This window comes from Stieleria magnilauensis, from assembly GCA_007753675.1.
In the GTDB taxonomy this organism is placed as follows: domain Bacteria; phylum Planctomycetota; class Planctomycetia; order Pirellulales; family Pirellulaceae; genus Stieleria; species Stieleria magnilauensis.
This window is the reverse complement of record CP036432.1, coordinates 8335386-8351403: the sequence shown is the minus strand read 5'-3', so window position 1 is coordinate 8351403 and position 16018 is coordinate 8335386. Positions and strand designations below refer to the sequence as shown.

12 protein-coding genes are annotated in these 16018 nt (G+C 59.9%); 7 read left to right on the top strand and 5 right to left on the bottom strand.

Annotation, left to right across the window (positions count from 1 at the left end; all coding sequences use genetic code 11):
- Nucleotides 1–17: 17 nt before the first annotated feature.
- Nucleotides 18–599, bottom strand: coding sequence for a DUF4416 family protein (locus tag TBK1r_RS30105; RefSeq protein ID WP_145218896.1), 582 nt, complete (start codon nucleotides 597–599; stop codon nucleotides 18–20).
- A gap of 91 nt (nucleotides 600–690) precedes the next feature.
- On the opposite strand from TBK1r_RS30105, the gene TBK1r_RS30100 reads away from it, so the two are divergent.
- The 6 genes from TBK1r_RS30100 to TBK1r_RS30075 all read left to right on the top strand — a co-directional run bounded on the left by TBK1r_RS30100 (nucleotide 691) and on the right by TBK1r_RS30075 (nucleotide 10353).
- Nucleotides 691–1809, top strand: coding sequence for a pyridoxal phosphate-dependent aminotransferase (locus tag TBK1r_RS30100; RefSeq protein ID WP_145218894.1), 1119 nt, complete (start codon nucleotides 691–693; stop codon nucleotides 1807–1809).
- 305 nt (nucleotides 1810–2114) lie between these two features.
- Nucleotides 2115–3329, top strand: a complete 1215-nt coding sequence (locus TBK1r_RS30095; protein WP_145218892.1) for a cofactor-independent phosphoglycerate mutase — start codon at nucleotides 2115–2117, stop codon at nucleotides 3327–3329.
- A gap of 36 nt (nucleotides 3330–3365) precedes the next feature.
- Nucleotides 3366–5153 (top strand): aspartate kinase, encoded by a 1788-nt coding sequence (locus TBK1r_RS30090; protein ID WP_145218890.1) that lies wholly within the window; start codon nucleotides 3366–3368, stop codon nucleotides 5151–5153.
- Nucleotides 5154–5477: 324 nt separating this feature from the next.
- Nucleotides 5478–6758, top strand: a complete 1281-nt coding sequence (locus tag TBK1r_RS30085) for a XylR family transcriptional regulator (RefSeq protein WP_145218888.1) — start codon at nucleotides 5478–5480, stop codon at nucleotides 6756–6758.
- Entirely contained in the window at nucleotides 6755–8761 is a 2007-nt protein-coding gene (locus tag TBK1r_RS30080) for a DUF1592 domain-containing protein (protein WP_145218886.1), read from the top strand. Before TBK1r_RS30085 ends, TBK1r_RS30080 begins: the two co-directional genes overlap by 4 nt.
- Nucleotides 8762–8769: 8 nt before the next feature.
- The gene (locus tag TBK1r_RS30075) at nucleotides 8770–10353 is read left to right on the top strand and encodes a DUF1552 domain-containing protein (protein WP_145218884.1); all 1584 of its coding nucleotides are present in this window, start codon (nucleotides 8770–8772) and stop codon (nucleotides 10351–10353) included.
- A 137-nt stretch (nucleotides 10354–10490) separates the two neighbouring features.
- Here the strand turns inward: TBK1r_RS30075 and TBK1r_RS30070 are convergent, their stop codons facing one another.
- Both TBK1r_RS30070 and TBK1r_RS30065 read right to left on the bottom strand, forming a co-directional pair.
- The gene (locus TBK1r_RS30070; protein WP_145218882.1) at nucleotides 10491–10721 is read right to left on the bottom strand and encodes a protein kinase family protein; all 231 of its coding nucleotides are present in this window, start codon (nucleotides 10719–10721) and stop codon (nucleotides 10491–10493) included.
- A gap of 34 nt (nucleotides 10722–10755) precedes the next feature.
- Nucleotides 10756–11622: a hypothetical protein gene (locus TBK1r_RS30065; protein ID WP_145218880.1), complete on the bottom strand. Its 867-nt coding sequence runs from the start codon at nucleotides 11620–11622 to the stop codon at nucleotides 10756–10758.
- Nucleotides 11623–12179: 557 nt separating this feature from the next.
- On the opposite strand from TBK1r_RS30065, the gene TBK1r_RS30060 reads away from it, so the two are divergent.
- The gene (locus TBK1r_RS30060; protein ID WP_419580534.1) at nucleotides 12180–13064 is read left to right on the top strand and encodes an SDR family NAD(P)-dependent oxidoreductase; all 885 of its coding nucleotides are present in this window, start codon (nucleotides 12180–12182) and stop codon (nucleotides 13062–13064) included.
- A gap of 27 nt (nucleotides 13065–13091) precedes the next feature.
- Here TBK1r_RS30060 and TBK1r_RS30055 read toward each other — a convergent pair whose 3' ends face one another.
- Both TBK1r_RS30055 and TBK1r_RS30050 read right to left on the bottom strand, forming a co-directional pair.
- Nucleotides 13092–14369: an SHD1 domain-containing protein gene (locus tag TBK1r_RS30055; protein WP_145218876.1), complete on the bottom strand. Its 1278-nt coding sequence runs from the start codon at nucleotides 14367–14369 to the stop codon at nucleotides 13092–13094.
- 342 nt (nucleotides 14370–14711) lie between these two features.
- On the bottom strand, nucleotides 14712–16016 hold the full coding sequence (locus tag TBK1r_RS30050) for an SMI1/KNR4 family protein (protein WP_145218873.1): 1305 nt from the start codon (nucleotides 16014–16016) through the stop codon (nucleotides 14712–14714).
- Nucleotides 16017–16018: the final 2 nt, after the last annotated feature.

Sequence of the window (16018 nt, the reverse complement as noted above, 5' to 3'; positions counted from 1 at the left end):
CAGCATCAGCTACTCGATCACCCTCGTCGCCGAAATCCTTCGCCGCCTTGTAGGTTCGCTCGCAGGTGGTTGCGGCAGGTGGTCGCGAACTCGGCCACGGCGGCGGTCCGATAGTCGGGGTAGGTCCAACGATGGTGCACCCATTTTTTGGCCGTGTACGTCAGCGTGATCTCGCCGAACATCCCGTCGCGCAGGTAAACGCGATGATCACGATCCTTTGTCGTCGCCAGAACCAGCTTGGCCTGGGTGATGTAGCCGGGATCCAGGTTCAGCGGGCGTTCCGGACCGGACTCCACTGCGGATTTCACTGCGGACTGCACGGCGGCGACCTGCGTTTCCAGGGCGTTGGTCCAATGTTTCCAGTCGGCCAGTTCGGCGGCGTCACAGGGCTGGCGAAACCCGATCAGTTCCTTTTGCAGGTGCTCGCCCATCGATGCGGCGTAGTAACCGCCGGCTTCGAACGGCAGGGGGTCGGATTGATGAAAAATCTCGCCCCAGTGGCTTTCCAATGTCTCGATCGCCCGCCGCCGAATCTGGGCGTCGCCGGAAATCACCGCACAAAACCGAATCACCGGTTCAACGTATAGCACCTCGGCCACAAGTCGTCTCTCGTCTAGAATCTGCGTACCCACGTTTCGACGCGACGTCTGACGCCGCGTCACCACCGATTGCCCAGAGCATAGCAGAACCATGCATCCTTGGATCGCCGACCGCACCACGACCTTTGACGCCAGCGGGATTCGTAAAGTCTTTGATTTGGCGGCCAAGTTAAAAGATCCGATCAATCTGTCGATCGGACAACCGGACTTTGATGTCCCCGAGTCGATCCAGGATGCGGCGATCGATGCGATCCGCGGCGGCAAAAACGCCTACTCGCCGACACAAGGCATCGGGCCGCTGCGGTCGGCTTTGCAACAAGAAATCGATTCTCGTTACGGCCACGACGACCGTGAGGTGTTCGTCTGCAGCGGAACCAGCGGCGGGCTGATGCTGTCGATGCTTTCGATGATCAATCCGGGCGACGAAGTGATCTACTTGGACCCGTTCTTTGTGATGTACCCGGCGCTGTTGAAGATGTGCGGCGGGGTCGCGGTGCCGATCGATTCGTACCCCAGTTTCCAGCTCGATCCCGACGCGATCGCGGCGGCGGTGACGCCCAAAACGAAGATGATTTTGCTGAACAGCCCGGCCAACCCGACGGGGGTCACGGCGACGGCCGAGCAACTCGAAGCGGTCGCCCGATTGGCCGCGGAGAAAAACATCGCGTTGATTTCGGACGAGATTTACTCGCGGTTTCATTACGACGACGCCTTCGTTTCACCGGCTCAGTTCAACCCCGACACGATCGTGATCGACGGGTTCAGCAAAAGCCATGCGATGACGGGCTGGCGCGTCGGCTACGTCCATGGTCCCGGCGAAGTGATCGCGACGATGCTGAAGATCCAACAGTACTCGTTTGTCTGCTCGCCCCAGCCGGCCCAGTGGGGCGCGTTGCGGGCGATGGAAGTCAACTTGCAAGGCCACATCGACGACTATCGCAAGAAACGTGATTTGATCTGCGACGGATTGGCCGAACGATTCGAATTCACGCGTCCCGGTGGCGCGTTCTACCTGTTTCCCAAGGCTCCCGGCGATGCGGGCGGCGAGGCGTTCGTCCACAGGGCGATCGAACGGGGCCTGTTGATCATACCGGGCAAGATTTTCAGCGCCCGGGACAGCCATTTTCGCATCAGCTTTGCGGCGTCGGACGAGACCATCGCCAAGGGCGTCGCGCTGCTGAACCAGTTGGCCGACGAGGCGAATTCGTAACGGGCCGGTCAGTCCTGGGCGAGGCTTCCAGCCTGTCCATGCTGAACCGATTTGATGCGTTCCCGGCGGCTCCGTTCCCAGCGGCCCCCCAGAATTGCGTCCCCTTCCGAGATCCCCGTCTCTGAACGAAACTAGGGGGCAATCCCCTCACCGGCCTGTCGATTGAGTCGATTTTCCGAGTTCAACGCGATCACACCATCCCGATCCGTTAGTGAGGGGCGCAGTGTTGCCCCTTGCTGACGCGTGCGGGCTTCAATCGACAGGCCTTCACACCACCGGACTCCCGAACCCCCCATCGAAACAATATGAAATATGTCATCGTAATCCCGGACGGATGCGCGGACGAACCGATCGAGGCGTTGGGAGGAAAAACACCGCTGCAGGCGGCCTCGGTTCCGGCCATGGACCGGATCGCGGCGACCGGGGCCAGTGCCCTGTCCAACAACACGCCGGCACACCTGCCCGCCGGCAGCGAAGTGGCCAATTTGTGCCTGTTCGGATACGACCCGGACCAGTACTTCACCGGTCGAGCACCGTTGGAAGCGGCCGCCAGCGGGATCACGCTGGGGAAGCATGATTTCGCCGTCCGCTGCAACCTGGTGACGATCGAAGACCAGGTCATGGTGGACTTCACCGCCGATCACATCAGCACCGAGGAATCTCGGCAATTGCTGGCTGCCGCCGGTGAGGCGTTGCTGGGTACTGAAGGCGGCCGCTTTGAATTTGTCCCCGGTGTCAGCTACCGGAACTTGTTGATCTACCGCGGCGACGACAACACGCCGGCGCCGTTTTCGTCGGAGACGCGATCGACGGCGCCCCACGATCTGACCGACCTGTCGGTGACCGATGATTTTCCGCGCGGCCCCGGCAGCGATCTGCTGGTGCGACTGATGAACGGGTCGGCCGATGTGTTCGCCGATCATCCGGTCAACCAGGCCCGACAAGCCGCCGGCAAACGCCCCGCAACCCACGTCTGGCTGTGGGGCTTGGGCGGGGCACCGTCGATGCCCACGTTCGAAGAACGGTTTGGCGTTCGTGGCACGATGATCACGGCAGTCGACCTGTTGCGCGGGATCGCGGCGCTGGCCGGATGGCCGCGGATCGAAGTCGAAGGGGCGACCGGATACCTGGACACCGATTACGCGGCCAAGGGCGCCGCGGCGATCAAGGCACTCGACCAGTACGACTTGGTCTGCGTGCACGTCGAAGCTCCCGACGAGGCGTCCCATGAAGGGCGTCACGACGCCAAGATCGAAGCGCTCGAGCAGATCGATCGCCACATCGTCGGGCCGCTTGCCGAGGCGCTCGCGGGACACGGCGACCACCGGATTCTGGTCACGCCGGATCACCCGACCTTTTGCAGCACCAAGAAACACACCCACGGCATGGTCCCCTTGGTCATGGCCGGAACGGGAATTGAATCGGATTCGCAAACGACCTACGACGAAATCGCAGCCGCAGCGTCGGGACGTCGCTTTGACCACGGCTGGGATTTGATGGATGCGTTCATCCGCCGCTAGAGATCACTCCACCGCATTTTTTCTAAACCACACCCCATGTCTCTGATTGTTCAAAAATTCGGCGGTACAAGCGTCGCCGACGTCGAAAAGATTCGCGCCGCGGCGCGCAAAGCCATTCGTGCCCAACGCCAAGGCCATCGAGTTGTGATGGTCGTCAGCGCGATGGGAAAGAACACCGACCGGTTGTTGGAACTGGCTCAAGAAGTCGGCCCCAATCCGCCGGCGCGCGAAATGGACATGTTGCTCAGCACCGGCGAACAGGTCAGCGTCGCCCTGGTCGCCATGGCGATCAACGCGTTGGGCAGCGAAGCGGTCAGTTTGACCGGCGGCCAGATCGGGATGCAGACCGACAGCAGTTTCAGCAAGGCTCGGATCCGTTCGATTTCCACCGAACGCATCGAACGGTTGTTGGACGAAGGCAAGATCGTCGTGGCGGCCGGATTCCAAGGGATCGACAACGACCTGAACATCACCACGCTCGGGCGCGGCGGCAGCGACACGACCGCGGTCGCATTGGCCGCGGTGCTGAAAGCCGACGCCTGTGAAATCTACACCGACGTGGACGGCGTTTACACGACCGACCCGAGACTGCTGCCCGAAGCACGTCGCGTCGATGTGATCAGTTATGACGAGATGCTGGAATTGGCCAGCCTGGGTGCCAGCGTCATGCACAACCGCAGCATCGAATTCGCCAAAAAATTTGGTGTCCCGATTCATGTCCGCAGCAGTTTCTCGGACACCGAAGGAACGATGATCGTCACCGAGCAAGAGTCCGCGACGGCACCGGTCAGCGGAGCCGCAATGACTCCCGACGAGGCCCGTGTGACGATCCTTGGTGTTCCCGATGTCCCCGGCATGAGCCTGCAGATCTTCTCGGCGATCGCGGACAAAAAGATCGCCGTGGACATGGTGGTCCAAAACGTCGGCGACGGAGGCAAAGCAGACGTCTCCTTCACCGTCCGACGTGATGACCTGCCGGCAACCCTGCAAGCGCTCGCGCCGGTCGTCGACAAGATCGGTGTGGAAGGCGTGACCCACGATGACCAGGTCAGCAAGATCTCCGTCGTCGGGGCGAACATGCCCGACCAAGCCGGCGTGGCCAGCGAAATGTTTCGCGCCCTGGCCGGTGCGGGCGTGAACATTCAAATGATCACCACCAGCGAAATCAAAATCAGCGCCTTGGTGCCGCGTGACCAGGCTTCGATCGCACTCCGCGCCGTCCACGAAGGATTCAAGCTGCACGTCAAACCCGATGACGCCAAGTCATGGAGCCAGATCAAAGCCGATCGGGAATCGGGCGTCGAAGTCGAAACACTGATCAGCCGGCTCCGCGATGATGCCCTCGAAGCGTTGACCTTGACCGGCATTTCCGTGCTCGATCACCAGGCTCGGGTGACGTTGATGGGTGTGCCCGACCGCCCGGGAATCGCGGCGGACATGTTCGAACGCATCGGCGCCGCGGGTATCTCGGTCGACATGATCGTCCAGGGCTATGACGGCGAAGACGGATCGACCAGTGTCAGTTTTACGGTCCCCCAAGACGCCCTGGAAGCCAGTCTGAAAGTCGCTGAAAAAATCGCCGCCTCGCACGGCATGCGAGGCGTTCAAGGTGTCCGCGAAATCGCCAAGGTAACCGTCAGCGGAATCGGCCTCCGCAGCCACACCCATGTCGCCACGCTGCTCTTCGAAACGCTGGCCGGCGCAGACATCAACGTCGACATGATCAGCACCAGCGAATTGCAGGTCAACGCCGTGATCAGCAGCAACGCCGCCGACACCGCCAAACGCGGTTTGGAAAAGGTGTTCGCCGGATCGTTGGGGTAGGAGCGGGAGAGAGGGAGAGCGGGAGACAAGGAGAGAGGGAGAGGGACGAGAGTGCTTGCGGCCGGTCGTGGTCGTTCTTTGTCATTGTGCCCCGTATGATTCTGCTTCCCTTGTCCCCAGACCACCTGGAAAGAAATGTTCCAGCGTCGACAGCGTGGAACTTGCTTCATTGTGGCGTGAAAACCGGTGGTTTCTGACGTCGACTGCTGACATATCGATTGCAACGGGGGCGGGATTGAGAGATATTCCACGGTGAAGGGAATTGTCCGGGCCCCCACTTCGGGCCAGTTTTGCAACTCTGATTCACCGAACTCCTGCTCCGCGATGCCCGTTCCGCCTTCCAACGCCGCCGCCAACGGCCTCCCAAAACACAGGGCCCCCCAAGCCGGCAGCGCGACGGGCGGCGTAGCGGGCGGCGGCCAAGCGCGCCCCAAGGTGCTGTTGCTGGTCGAAACGACGATGGCGTTCGGGCGCAGCGTCTTGGAAGGGATCAGCCGTTACCGCATCGAACGACAACCCTGGTCGGTGCAACTGGACTTGCGCGAATTGATGGCCGGACCGCCGGCCTGGTTCCGCTCTTGGGACGGCGACGGCATCATCACCCGCGACACGACTCCCGAGATGATCGAGATCATTCGCGAGACGGGGATTCCGACGGTCAATCTGGGCGACATCCGTGACGACCAAAGTCTGCCTTCGGTGATCAATGACCATGAAGCGATCGGCCGTCTTGCCGCATCGCATCTGGCCGACAAGGGAATCGAGCATTTCGCGTTTGCGGGATTCAGCGATCACCATTGGTCCTCCCAGCGGCTGACCGGATTCCTCGCCGGACTTGCCGAACGTGGTGTCGAGGATCCGGAGCGCGTGCACGTGCATCAATCCGGTTGGTCCTCGGCCAGCCAAGGCGGATGGCAACAGCAACAAGACCAGATCGTCGCGTGGGTCAAGAGTCTGCCGCGTCCGATCGGGATCCTGGCCTGCAACGATTTTCGCGGACAACACATCCTGGAAGCCTGTCAAACGGCCAAGGTGTCGGTTCCCGATGAGATCGCGGTGTTGGGCGTCGACAACGACCATGTCCTGTGCGATTTCTGCGACCCGCCACTTTCGAGCATCATCCCGGCGGCCGAACGCATCGGCTATCAAGCGGCCGTGATGCTGGACCAAATGATGCGGGGGCAGACGCCGGACAAACCACACGTCCAGATCGCACCGTTGGGGATCGCCGAGCGGTTGAGCACCGACGTGATGGCAATCGACGATGAAGACGTGGCCGCGGCGATTCAAATGATTCGTTTCCGAGCCTGCGAAGGGCTAACGGTCTCGGACATTTTGGCCGAAGTCCCGATCGCGCGCAGCAGTTTGGAACGTCGCTTTCGCCAATACCTGGGGCGTTCACCGCAGGCGGAGATCCGTCGCGTTCAAATCAAACGCGCCTGCCAGTTATTGCGAGACACCGAACTGAGTCTGGTCAAGATCTCACGCCTGACCGGTTTCAAACACGCCGAGTACTTCAGCGTCGTGTTCAAACGTGAAGTCAACCAGACGCCAGGCCGCTACCGAGACGCCAGCCGCGCGAAAGCGAGAAAACCGTTCGGATGATCACGACGATATCCAAAAAGCGAAGTTCAGCATGCCTGTTCTGCGCCGCCGTCCTCCTCGTTTTTGTTCGGCCGGTCCGCGCCGAGACCGTTTACGAGACGACGATCCGACCGCTGATTCAGAAATATTGTTTCAGCTGTCACGGCGGCGATGATGTCAGCGGCGATGTCGATTTGCTCAAGATCCGGACCCAGCAACAAGCGCTCGACCAGTTCGAAGTCTGGGAATCGGCCACCGAACTGATCCGCGACTCCGTCATGCCACCGGAGGACCAACCGCAGCCGAGTGTAGCGGAAAAGGAGACGATCCTCCGTTGGTACCAGAACCGATTCGTCGATTCCGTCCAGGCGCACCCGGGACACTTCCGTCCTCGCCGGCTTTCGGCACACGAGTATCGCAACACCCTGCACAGCGTGTTCGGGTTTTCATTGGACGTGGCCATCATCGAAGCCGAACAGACGGTTTCGGAGAAGTCGTTGGTGATGAAGTTGCTGCCGACCGATCCGCCGGGTGCCTCCGGTTTCAAGAACGACACGTCGGGGAACCCGTTGACCCCCGTGGTTTGGGATCAATATGCTTATCTGGTCGATTTCGCCATCGAAAAACTATTCTCAGTCGGCGGGCATCCGCAATTAAACAGGCTGGTCGGTTCGGAGACCGAGGGGACGCTTTCGCACGAGCAGGCGGCAACGCTGCTGCGCCGGGTCGCGCGGGCTGCGTATCGACGCCACATCAGCGATGACGTGATCGCTCGTTCGCTGGCGAATCTTGCCGCCGCGTCACCGAGTGAGCGCCAGCGGGTCACCCGTCAGGAAATGAAGACGGTTCTGATGTCACCCCGATTCTTTTATCGGGGATTGATGATGCAGATCCCACGTGACCGGATCGAGCCGGTCGACGCATTTGAGCTAGCCGAACGGATCAGCTATTTCCTGTGGGCCGACATGCCGGATGAAGAACTGATGCATCTTGCGGCCGTCGGGTCGCTGACAGACCGGTCGGTCTTGGAACGACAAATCGACCGCATGCTTGCCTCGCCCAAGTCGCGAAGCTTGGCCGAACACCTGGGCGTCGAGTGGTTCTCGTTGGATGAAATCGATCAGGTTTCGAACAATCCGCCGGTCGCCGATGCGTTGAAAAGCCAGCCCATCGATTACCTGCATTATCTGTTTACCGAGGGGCGGCCGGTCTTGGAACTGATTGATTCCGACGTCGCATTTGTCAATGCTCATACGGCGAAGTACTACCCCGGGGATCGCACACAGTTGGTTGCCTACAAAAAGGGCAAGGGGATTGAGGTCGAGCGGCTGCCGAATCAGAAGATCGACTTGGTGCAGAGTGTCCATCGCGGCGGATTTTTGACGATTCCCGGTGTGTTGGCGATGAACCGAGGCCCGGTCTTGCGCGGGACCTGGATGCTGGAGCGAATCCTTGGCGACGACTTGCCCGAACCGCCAGCGAATGTCGGTCAAGTACCGCGCAATCGACGTGGAGACAACCTGACCTTTCGAGAGCGATTTGAGATCCATCGCAGCAACACGACGTGCGCGGTGTGCCACGACAAAATCGATCCGCTCGGTTTTGCGCTGCAGTACTACGACGATTCCGGGGCGCACTTGCTTCTGGAGAAACCCGGCAACAAACGTCGGAAAATTGAGACGGCGGTGGATGTGGAACAGATCGATGCGAGCGGTCGCCTGCCATCGGGTGAGACCTTTCATGACTTCGAGGAATTGAAACAGATTCTCACCACCAGCCGGAAAGAACCGGTCATCCGTAATGTCGTCGAGCGATTTTTGGCATACGCCCTGTGTCGCAAACTGGAGTATCATGATCGTCCCACCGTCGATCGGATCCATGCCAAGCTGCTGCAATCCGACGGAACATTTCGCGATCTGATTCATGAAGTTTGCACGTGTTTACCGATGCGTCAGGCCTTTGTTCGCAGTGATCAAAACCGTGACAGCCGTGCGGCGACGGGCGAAACGACAACCAGCCAGTAGGGATCAAGATGAAGTGGCACATCGATCGACGCACGTTTCTTCGTGGGGCCGCGGGACCACTGTTGCCGTTGCCGTTTTTGAATTTGATGGAATCGTCGGCATCGGGAGCAACCGACGACGCGCCGCCGCTCCGGTTCGTCACGCTGTTCAAGCCCAACGGCGTGCACCCGCCCAGCTGGAACATCAACGGAGGCACCGAGTTTGACTTTCGCATGTCCCCGTTGATGCAGCCCTTTGCCAAGCACAAGGACGACCTGCTGATTCTGGACAACATGGGCGACTTCGGTTTTTCCTCTCATGCCAATTCGACGCGGCGGTTTTTGTGCGGCCATCATCAGAGCACCAATAGTCCGTCGATCGACCAACTGATCGCAGACCAGATCGGCGGCGACACCGCGCATCGATCATTGGAATTGACCACCGAAGGGTTGTTTCCCAATCAATTCGGATGCAGCTATATCTCCTACGATCAAAACGGAGACGCGATCCCGCGTGAGAGCGATCCGCAATTGATTTATGATCGGCTGTTTCGAAATCCGATGTCCAATCCGGCCAAACGAGCCGAAATGACCAGCCTGTTGGATCGCGTCGCCGAGGACGCCCGATCACTGCAACGCCGTGCGGGTCTGGAAGATCGACAAACGTTGGATCAGTACCTGAGCGTCGTTCGCGAAACGGAAAAGCGAATCGCCAATCTGCAGCAAACGAAGAAAACGATCCCGATTTCGACGATCGAGCGGCCGCTTGCCCCGGCCAACCTGAACGAACAGGTCGAATCGATGATCGACTTGATCGCCCTGGCGCTCTGGACCGACTCGACGCGGTGCGTCACCTACATGCTCGGCAACAGCAACAGTCGGATGATCTTTGATTTCCTGGGCATCAAAGAACAGCATCACTACCTGTCGCACTTCTTCCGGAACTTTTCACGGTCCAACCTGGACGCGTTGCTGAAGATCAGCCTTTGGCACATGGAGAAATTCGATTACTTGCTCAACAAAATGAAATCTTACAAGGACCACAACGGCTCCTTGTTGGATCACAGTGTTGTGTTGTTCGGTTCCGGCATGGGACACAGCGACAACCACACGGTCAAACGGGTGCCGATTATCCTTGCCGGTCAGGGCGGCGGCCGATTGAAGACCGGGCGTTATGTCCGCTATGCCGAAAATCAACAACTCGGTCGGCTTCACCTGGTCTTGTTGCAGAAATTTGGTATCAACATCGATTCGTTCGGGCAATCGAATCAGCCCTTGCCCGGGCTCGACGGATCCGATTACACGCCGTTCCGCGAGCGTTCGTTCGAAAGCTGGGTGCGCTACGAATCGGGAACGATCACGGTCCAGGGGCGATTGAGGCTGTCCGAGGACTTGAACGAAGCCAAAATCTTTTACGTCGACGTCCCGGGCCGATTGCCGGTTCGCGTGGAGATCGAATTCCGTGATTTCCACGATTTCAATTTGGCCTACCACTGCGGGACACCGATCGAGCTGACCGGCGACGGGACACAGCGCAATGGCCAACTGGTGCTCACGAAGATCAAGGGCTTGCGATCACTGTTCGGGAAAAAGCCGGGGACGCAGAACGGGTGAGGCTCGATCACGACGATTGTGATGTTGGTCACTTCGGGCGTCTGGCCGGCTTTGATCTTCGCTTTCATCTTGCGAAACATGCGGGGCCACTCGGTCACACGGCGGTTCTCGATCGGGCTCTCGCCGACCATCTGTGACTAGCTGCGGCCTTCGATGAATTGCATCGAGTAATACAGCGTCCCCTCGACTTCACCGACGTCGCAGATCGTGACGACGTGTTCGTGATCCAAACGTGCCATGGCTTTTGCTTTTGCTTCGGCGCGAAAACGTTCTTTCCAGACTTCACGCCGGTCGGCCGGCAACATGGCCAGTTGGTCGGGCCGAATCAGTTTTACCGCAACGCTGCCACGCGGACTGATCGTCGGCATGGGAATGCAGATGGCCCAGCAAGGTCGGATTTTACTAGTCAACCAGGCGGTCGCGGGCGGAAACGCCCCAGTACATGAAGTGCGGCTGATCTCCCACGTACGGCACCGCGCGTTCGCATTCCCACACCCGACTGCCCTTGTAGTCCAGACGCAGGGGCAATTGGCTCAATTGGGCAGCGGCAAACCGCCACTGGTGACCGCCGTCGGACTCCACCGCTTCGATCAACAGAATCAACTCGGGATCCGTCCCCATCACGAATGCAAACACCGCACCGTCGATGATCTCATGGCGTTCGCTCTGATAACGATAAATCGGTTGTGCGAGCAGCCTGAGCGAACCTTGTCCGTCGCCGAGTCCCGGAGGAATGGTCGCTTCAAAGTTTCTTGCCAAACGTCGCATCTGGGTCAAGCGGAGCGTTGCCGTCGGCGCCGGCGGAGACGCGTCGGGGATCGCAGCGGGCTTGATACCGGGGTCGCGCGCGTTCCAATCAGGGACCACGCCACGTCGACTTTGACGCGGCTCGTGCTTGGAGCTGATCGGGGCAAGCGAAAGCGAGTGAAACTCATGCGACAGACGTCGTTTGTCGGGATCGTCTGGGGAGATCACCGACCAGATCGCGCCGACGACTTCCGGCCGTCCATCACTCGTCCAGACAAACGCGGCTCCATGCGTATCGCGGACCCGCACCGGATTGGTAAAGGTCAGCAGGGGAGATGGCACGAGTTGCAGCTCTTCGGTGTCGTCACCGTGTCGAAACATCTGGTACTGCGCCGCTTCCTGTTGATACACGGCGTTCCAACGTTCGCGTTGATCCGTCGTCGGAATGACCTCCTGTCCGCTCGCTCGTCCGACGGCAACGGCTAACGCAACCAGCAGAAACCCATGAATTCTCGGCGACATCTGCACGCTCCCCAGATGGATGAAAGGAACCGCCTCCAAAATAGGCGTACCGTCTATTTTTAAACCCTTGTCGAGCGCTGTGCAAGCATCCGTGTTGCCGGCGGCACCAGGGAACCTGAAACTCGCGTTCTGCCACAGCCTCATTTTCGGGTTCGGACCGTCGATCGACGATGCATCCATCGTTGCCGGCACGTCCCGGCGCGTGGTGGGCAGAAACGCCCGCGAACCACGATCGTGCCTGAATTCCTGGCACCTTGCACGATGATTTCGCATCTCGTCTGGCGACGACGGAGGGCGAAAGGCCCTGACGATCCCGTGAAGGCGATTTAACGAAAACATCGACACTCTAATCGTCATGTATCCAGCCCATCATCGAGTCAGGTACACGCTTTGCCCCGTCTCCGGACAAGCACTCTCCCGCTCACGGGCGACGGAAAGGTCGTATCGAGCTCATCAGCCTCACCACGATCCACTGGGACGACCTTGAGAAACTCAGAAAACGTTAAGACATTCGGTCAATGCACCGTTCCTCCCGCGCGGATACGGACGACCGACTCATGAGTGACCGGCAAGTCGTTTTGGTGACCGGCGCTTCGGTCGGCTTGGGGCTCGCGATCGCTCGCCGTCTGCTGCACGAACAACGCAAGCAGAATCTGCACCTGGTTCTGACGGCGCGGGCAGGGTCGCTGCATCGATTCGGCGAGCAGGGGATTGTCGAGCGCGACGACGTCTGGATTCGCCCTCTGGACATCACCGACGCGGAGCAACGGGTTTGCATCGTCAACGAGATCGCGTCCACGCTGGGCGGTGTCGATGTGCTGATCAACAACGCCGGTGTGGTCTATCGATCCTGTGTGGAGCACGTCACCGAACCGGAGCGGCTGCACCAAATGAACATCAACTTTCGATCACCGATCGAATTGACGCGTTGCGTGTTACCGGGGATGCGTCAAAAACGGCGTGGCAAGATTATCAACATCTCCTCGGTAGGCGGCATGATGGCGATGCCCACGATGTCCGTCTACTCGGCGTCCAAGTTCGCCTTGGAGGGAGCCAGTGAAGCGTTGTATTACGAAGTCAAACCGTGGAACGTTTCCGTCACGCTCGTCCAACCGGGGTTCATGCGATCCGACGCTTTCGAAAAGGTGCCGTACACGACATTGAGCGCTGACGCCTCGGACGATCACCAGAATCCGTACCACGAGCACTATCATCACATGGAACAATTCATTGCCAAGGCAATGCATCGGGCGCTCGCCACGCCCGATTCGGTCGCGCTGAAAGTCATCCGAGTGATGCGGCGGAGGTCTCCACCGCTGAGAGTCTACGGCAGTCTCGACGCGGTCTTGTTTTCGGCCCTGCGTCGTGTCCTGCCGAGACGTTTTTACAATTGGTTCCTGTACCGCAACCTTCCCCACGTGCGACGGTGGGGAAAACGTTAACGGTCTGTCGATTGGACTGCGACTTCGCTATTGCCCGAACGCCGGATTTCGTGCCGCGGGCGGTGGTGCCAGGCCGGGGGCTCCGTTGTTTTGCATCATGCTGGCGGTGAGCATCGCTTGGGTCAGCGCGGTGTCGAATTCTTGCTGGGTCTTGGCGTCCAGCATCGGCTGGAGGAACTGGTTGGCCATGCCGGCGATCATCCCGGTCGCCTGGGCCATCTGTTGCTGCGAGGCTTGAAAGGCTGCTTGATTGCTTTCGAATTGCTCCGCCATTCCGCTGGCCATCGTGCCGCCTTTTTCTTTCCACGTCGCGACGAAGTCTTTCGGCATCCAACGTCCGCCATAAGCAACCATTTCAACGACTGTTGTTCCGCCGCCTTGTTTGGGCACCGTGATCGTACCACTCGAATCGTCGATCTGATTGACGACGATCGTGTTGGTGAACTGATCGATCATCCCGGGCGGTGCTGCCTGGACCAAGACATGCAGGTGTCCGCCGATCCGTGGTCCGTAATGATCGACAAAGCTGGTGACCGAATCGTCGACGATCATTTTGGAATCGAACACGCACTGAACCACCTCGTAGATCAGCCCGCTGGCGGGATCGTACAGCGGCTGAACCATCTGAGTCACTTGCGGCGGCGCCATTTTCATCATCGGCGTGTTCAAGATGAACTGCTTTTGTCGAATCAGAATCTCACAGACTTTGTTGGCCACCTCGTGAATCGGCTGTTGCGCTTCGACTTGCATTTCGATCGCCGGACGCATCGCCGCACGGACCTCGTCACTGTCAACTTCTCGACGGACTTCGGCCGGCAAGGCGTACCAGAAGACTTCGGGATGCCCCGCCACGACTTGCTCGATCACGAAGTCGACGGTCTGCTGCAGCGAACCGTTGTCGGGGAAGTCCGGCATCGGGGAGACCGGCGGGACGGCGGGTGCGAAGTCGTTGTCGCCGCGAGCGATCGACGGTGACGCCGATCCGGATGATGCACCTGCAGTCGCGGGCTTGGCGACCATGGGCTTGGTGGCAGTGGCCGGCTGGGCTGCGGCCGGATTCGATTTCGCGGCCTCGTACAACGCTTTGGCGCGCTCGCGACTGGTGTCACTCAACCGTTCGATCGGAACGTTCTTGGTCGAACCGTCGGCCAGACGCAAGACGATCGATCGGCCTTCGACGCCTACGAATTCGGCTTCGATCTTGAATTGCCCAGTGTTGTCCGTCCACGTTTCCGCTTGCACCGCATCGGGTGCGACCAGCGAGAAAAAAAGAATTCCGAAAAGGAATGATCGAGAAGGTCTCATGGGGAATGCCTAGGAGGATGGGAAGTTCAGGACGCGCCGATACCAGTGATCGCTCCCATCTCCCCTGGCATGACGGGCCAGATGGGGCTGGGAAGGAGCCGTGTGCACCCGATGGTGCCGCAGGTGCACCGATGCAATGGCAAGAGCCGGGGCCCGATGGGGAATGAATCGGGGCGCCATTATAGACGAATCGGCGCGCGGCTCGTGAAGCACGAGTATTCCGTGTCCGCTATCTTTTCGGGTAGTGGACGAGGCGACGAGTCCTTGCCGATATGCCGATTGCAGAGGACTCGTCGCCTCGTCCACTACCGCCTTACCCGAAACGCAAGGTGACAAGGACTACTAGATGCCGTAGCGATCTCGGAAACAGTTTCGGTGGGTACGGGCCAGTTCACTCTGGGCCGTTCTGCCGGCGGCGTCTGCCGCGACTGCGATTTGCTCGAGCAGTTCCGCAAACGCCAGCATCGGTTCGGCGCCCAAATCCCATCCCGCACGGACCCACAATTCGTGGGCTTGGGCGGGCGGCGCTTGTTGCGCCAATGCGGCGAAGTGCTCACGGACTCGATCGCGTCGATCGCTGGCCGAAGGCACGCAAAGGCTTTCGAAATAACCTTGCTCGACCGAATCGCAGGGCTCGTAGCCGAGCGTCATCAACCGCGCAGCAGAAAACTTTTGGCCTTCACCGCAAAACCCGTGCGTCCGAACGCGCACCGTCTGATCGGTGAAGATGGAACAGTTCAGCCCGCTTCGGTAGTGATCGATCGCGGCGGCGCGATTCCCCGATTGCTCTTCGCCGTACCCCAAGACGTCCCAGGCCCAACCGAGTTCCGGCGCAAACTCGATCGCGCGACGGCAATAGCGCATCGCCGCCTCCCAATCTTGCTGGTCGAGCACCTGCTGGCGGGAAACGTTTGCCGCGACCACCTTGTCGATCCAGGCCTGGTCCATCAGCCGGTTGTCGAACAAGCCGCGCTGGAGTTGTTCGGGATCGTCGATGTCCAAGCCGCGAAGGACATCGTCGCCGAGCAGCGGATTTTCTAACGCATCGATCACCATTTGGCACAAGACCGCCGCTTGGCTGATGTGGCGATCGTTCATCTCGCCGGCCAGCTCAAGACCGCTCAGTGGTTCCAATTCGGAGGCCGACCGATGTTCCAGGCGAGTGATCGCCCATTGATTCAATCGATGGCAGGATCGATCGCTTTCGTCGCTCGCTGAACCCGCGGAGATCGCGTGGTCACGACGGCTGCCGGGCAGCTTGTGCCGAACGTGGTCAAAGTAAATGGCTTCGGCCAGCGAGTCGCCCCAGGGGATCCAGTCGCCGCCGCCGTGGTACCAATGGACGATCTGTCCGGCCGAATTGTCGGCGGCGATCCGGACGCACAACCAATCGCCCATCGTGTTGGTCAGGATGGGCAGAAAGTCACAGGGCATCAGCGCCGGCCAGATCGCCGTGGGTGCCTCGTCGATGAGTTCCTGGGGCGGGATCGCCGAGGCGAACCGGTTGCCGACGCTGCCGTCGGCAAAGCGCCAGATCTCGTCGTCGAACCATCGCGATAAGTCGTCGGAAAGGACGCATCGAAACCTCGCTTGGATCTGGTCGGTCCAAGACCCCGAGGCGGCGGACGGTTGGGTCGGCTGTTGCAAGG

Excerpts from the sequence above, each read along its gene's own strand:
- TBK1r_RS30090 (WP_145218890.1), top strand. The coding sequence starts at position 3,366 with ATGTCTCTGATTGTTCAAAAATTCGGCGGTACAAGCGTCGCCGACGTC.
- TBK1r_RS30080 (WP_145218886.1), top strand. The coding sequence starts at position 6,755 with ATGATCACGACGATATCCAAAAAGCGAAGTTCAGCATGCCTGTTCTGC.
- TBK1r_RS30095 (WP_145218892.1), top strand. The coding sequence starts at position 2,115 with ATGAAATATGTCATCGTAATCCCGGACGGATGCGCGGACGAACCGATC.
- TBK1r_RS30055 (WP_145218876.1), bottom strand. The coding sequence starts at position 14,369 with ATGAGACCTTCTCGATCATTCCTTTTCGGAATTCTTTTTTTCTCGCTG.
- TBK1r_RS30100 (WP_145218894.1), top strand. The coding sequence starts at position 691 with ATGCATCCTTGGATCGCCGACCGCACCACGACCTTTGACGCCAGCGGG.
- TBK1r_RS30075 (WP_145218884.1), top strand. The coding sequence starts at position 8,770 with ATGAAGTGGCACATCGATCGACGCACGTTTCTTCGTGGGGCCGCGGGA.
- TBK1r_RS30065 (WP_145218880.1), bottom strand. The coding sequence starts at position 11,622 with ATGTCGCCGAGAATTCATGGGTTTCTGCTGGTTGCGTTAGCCGTTGCC.
- TBK1r_RS30085 (WP_145218888.1), top strand. The coding sequence starts at position 5,478 with ATGCCCGTTCCGCCTTCCAACGCCGCCGCCAACGGCCTCCCAAAACAC.
- TBK1r_RS30060 (WP_419580534.1), top strand. The coding sequence starts at position 12,180 with ATGAGTGACCGGCAAGTCGTTTTGGTGACCGGCGCTTCGGTCGGCTTG.
- TBK1r_RS30070 (WP_145218882.1), bottom strand. The coding sequence starts at position 10,721 with ATGCCGACGATCAGTCCGCGTGGCAGCGTTGCGGTAAAACTGATTCGG.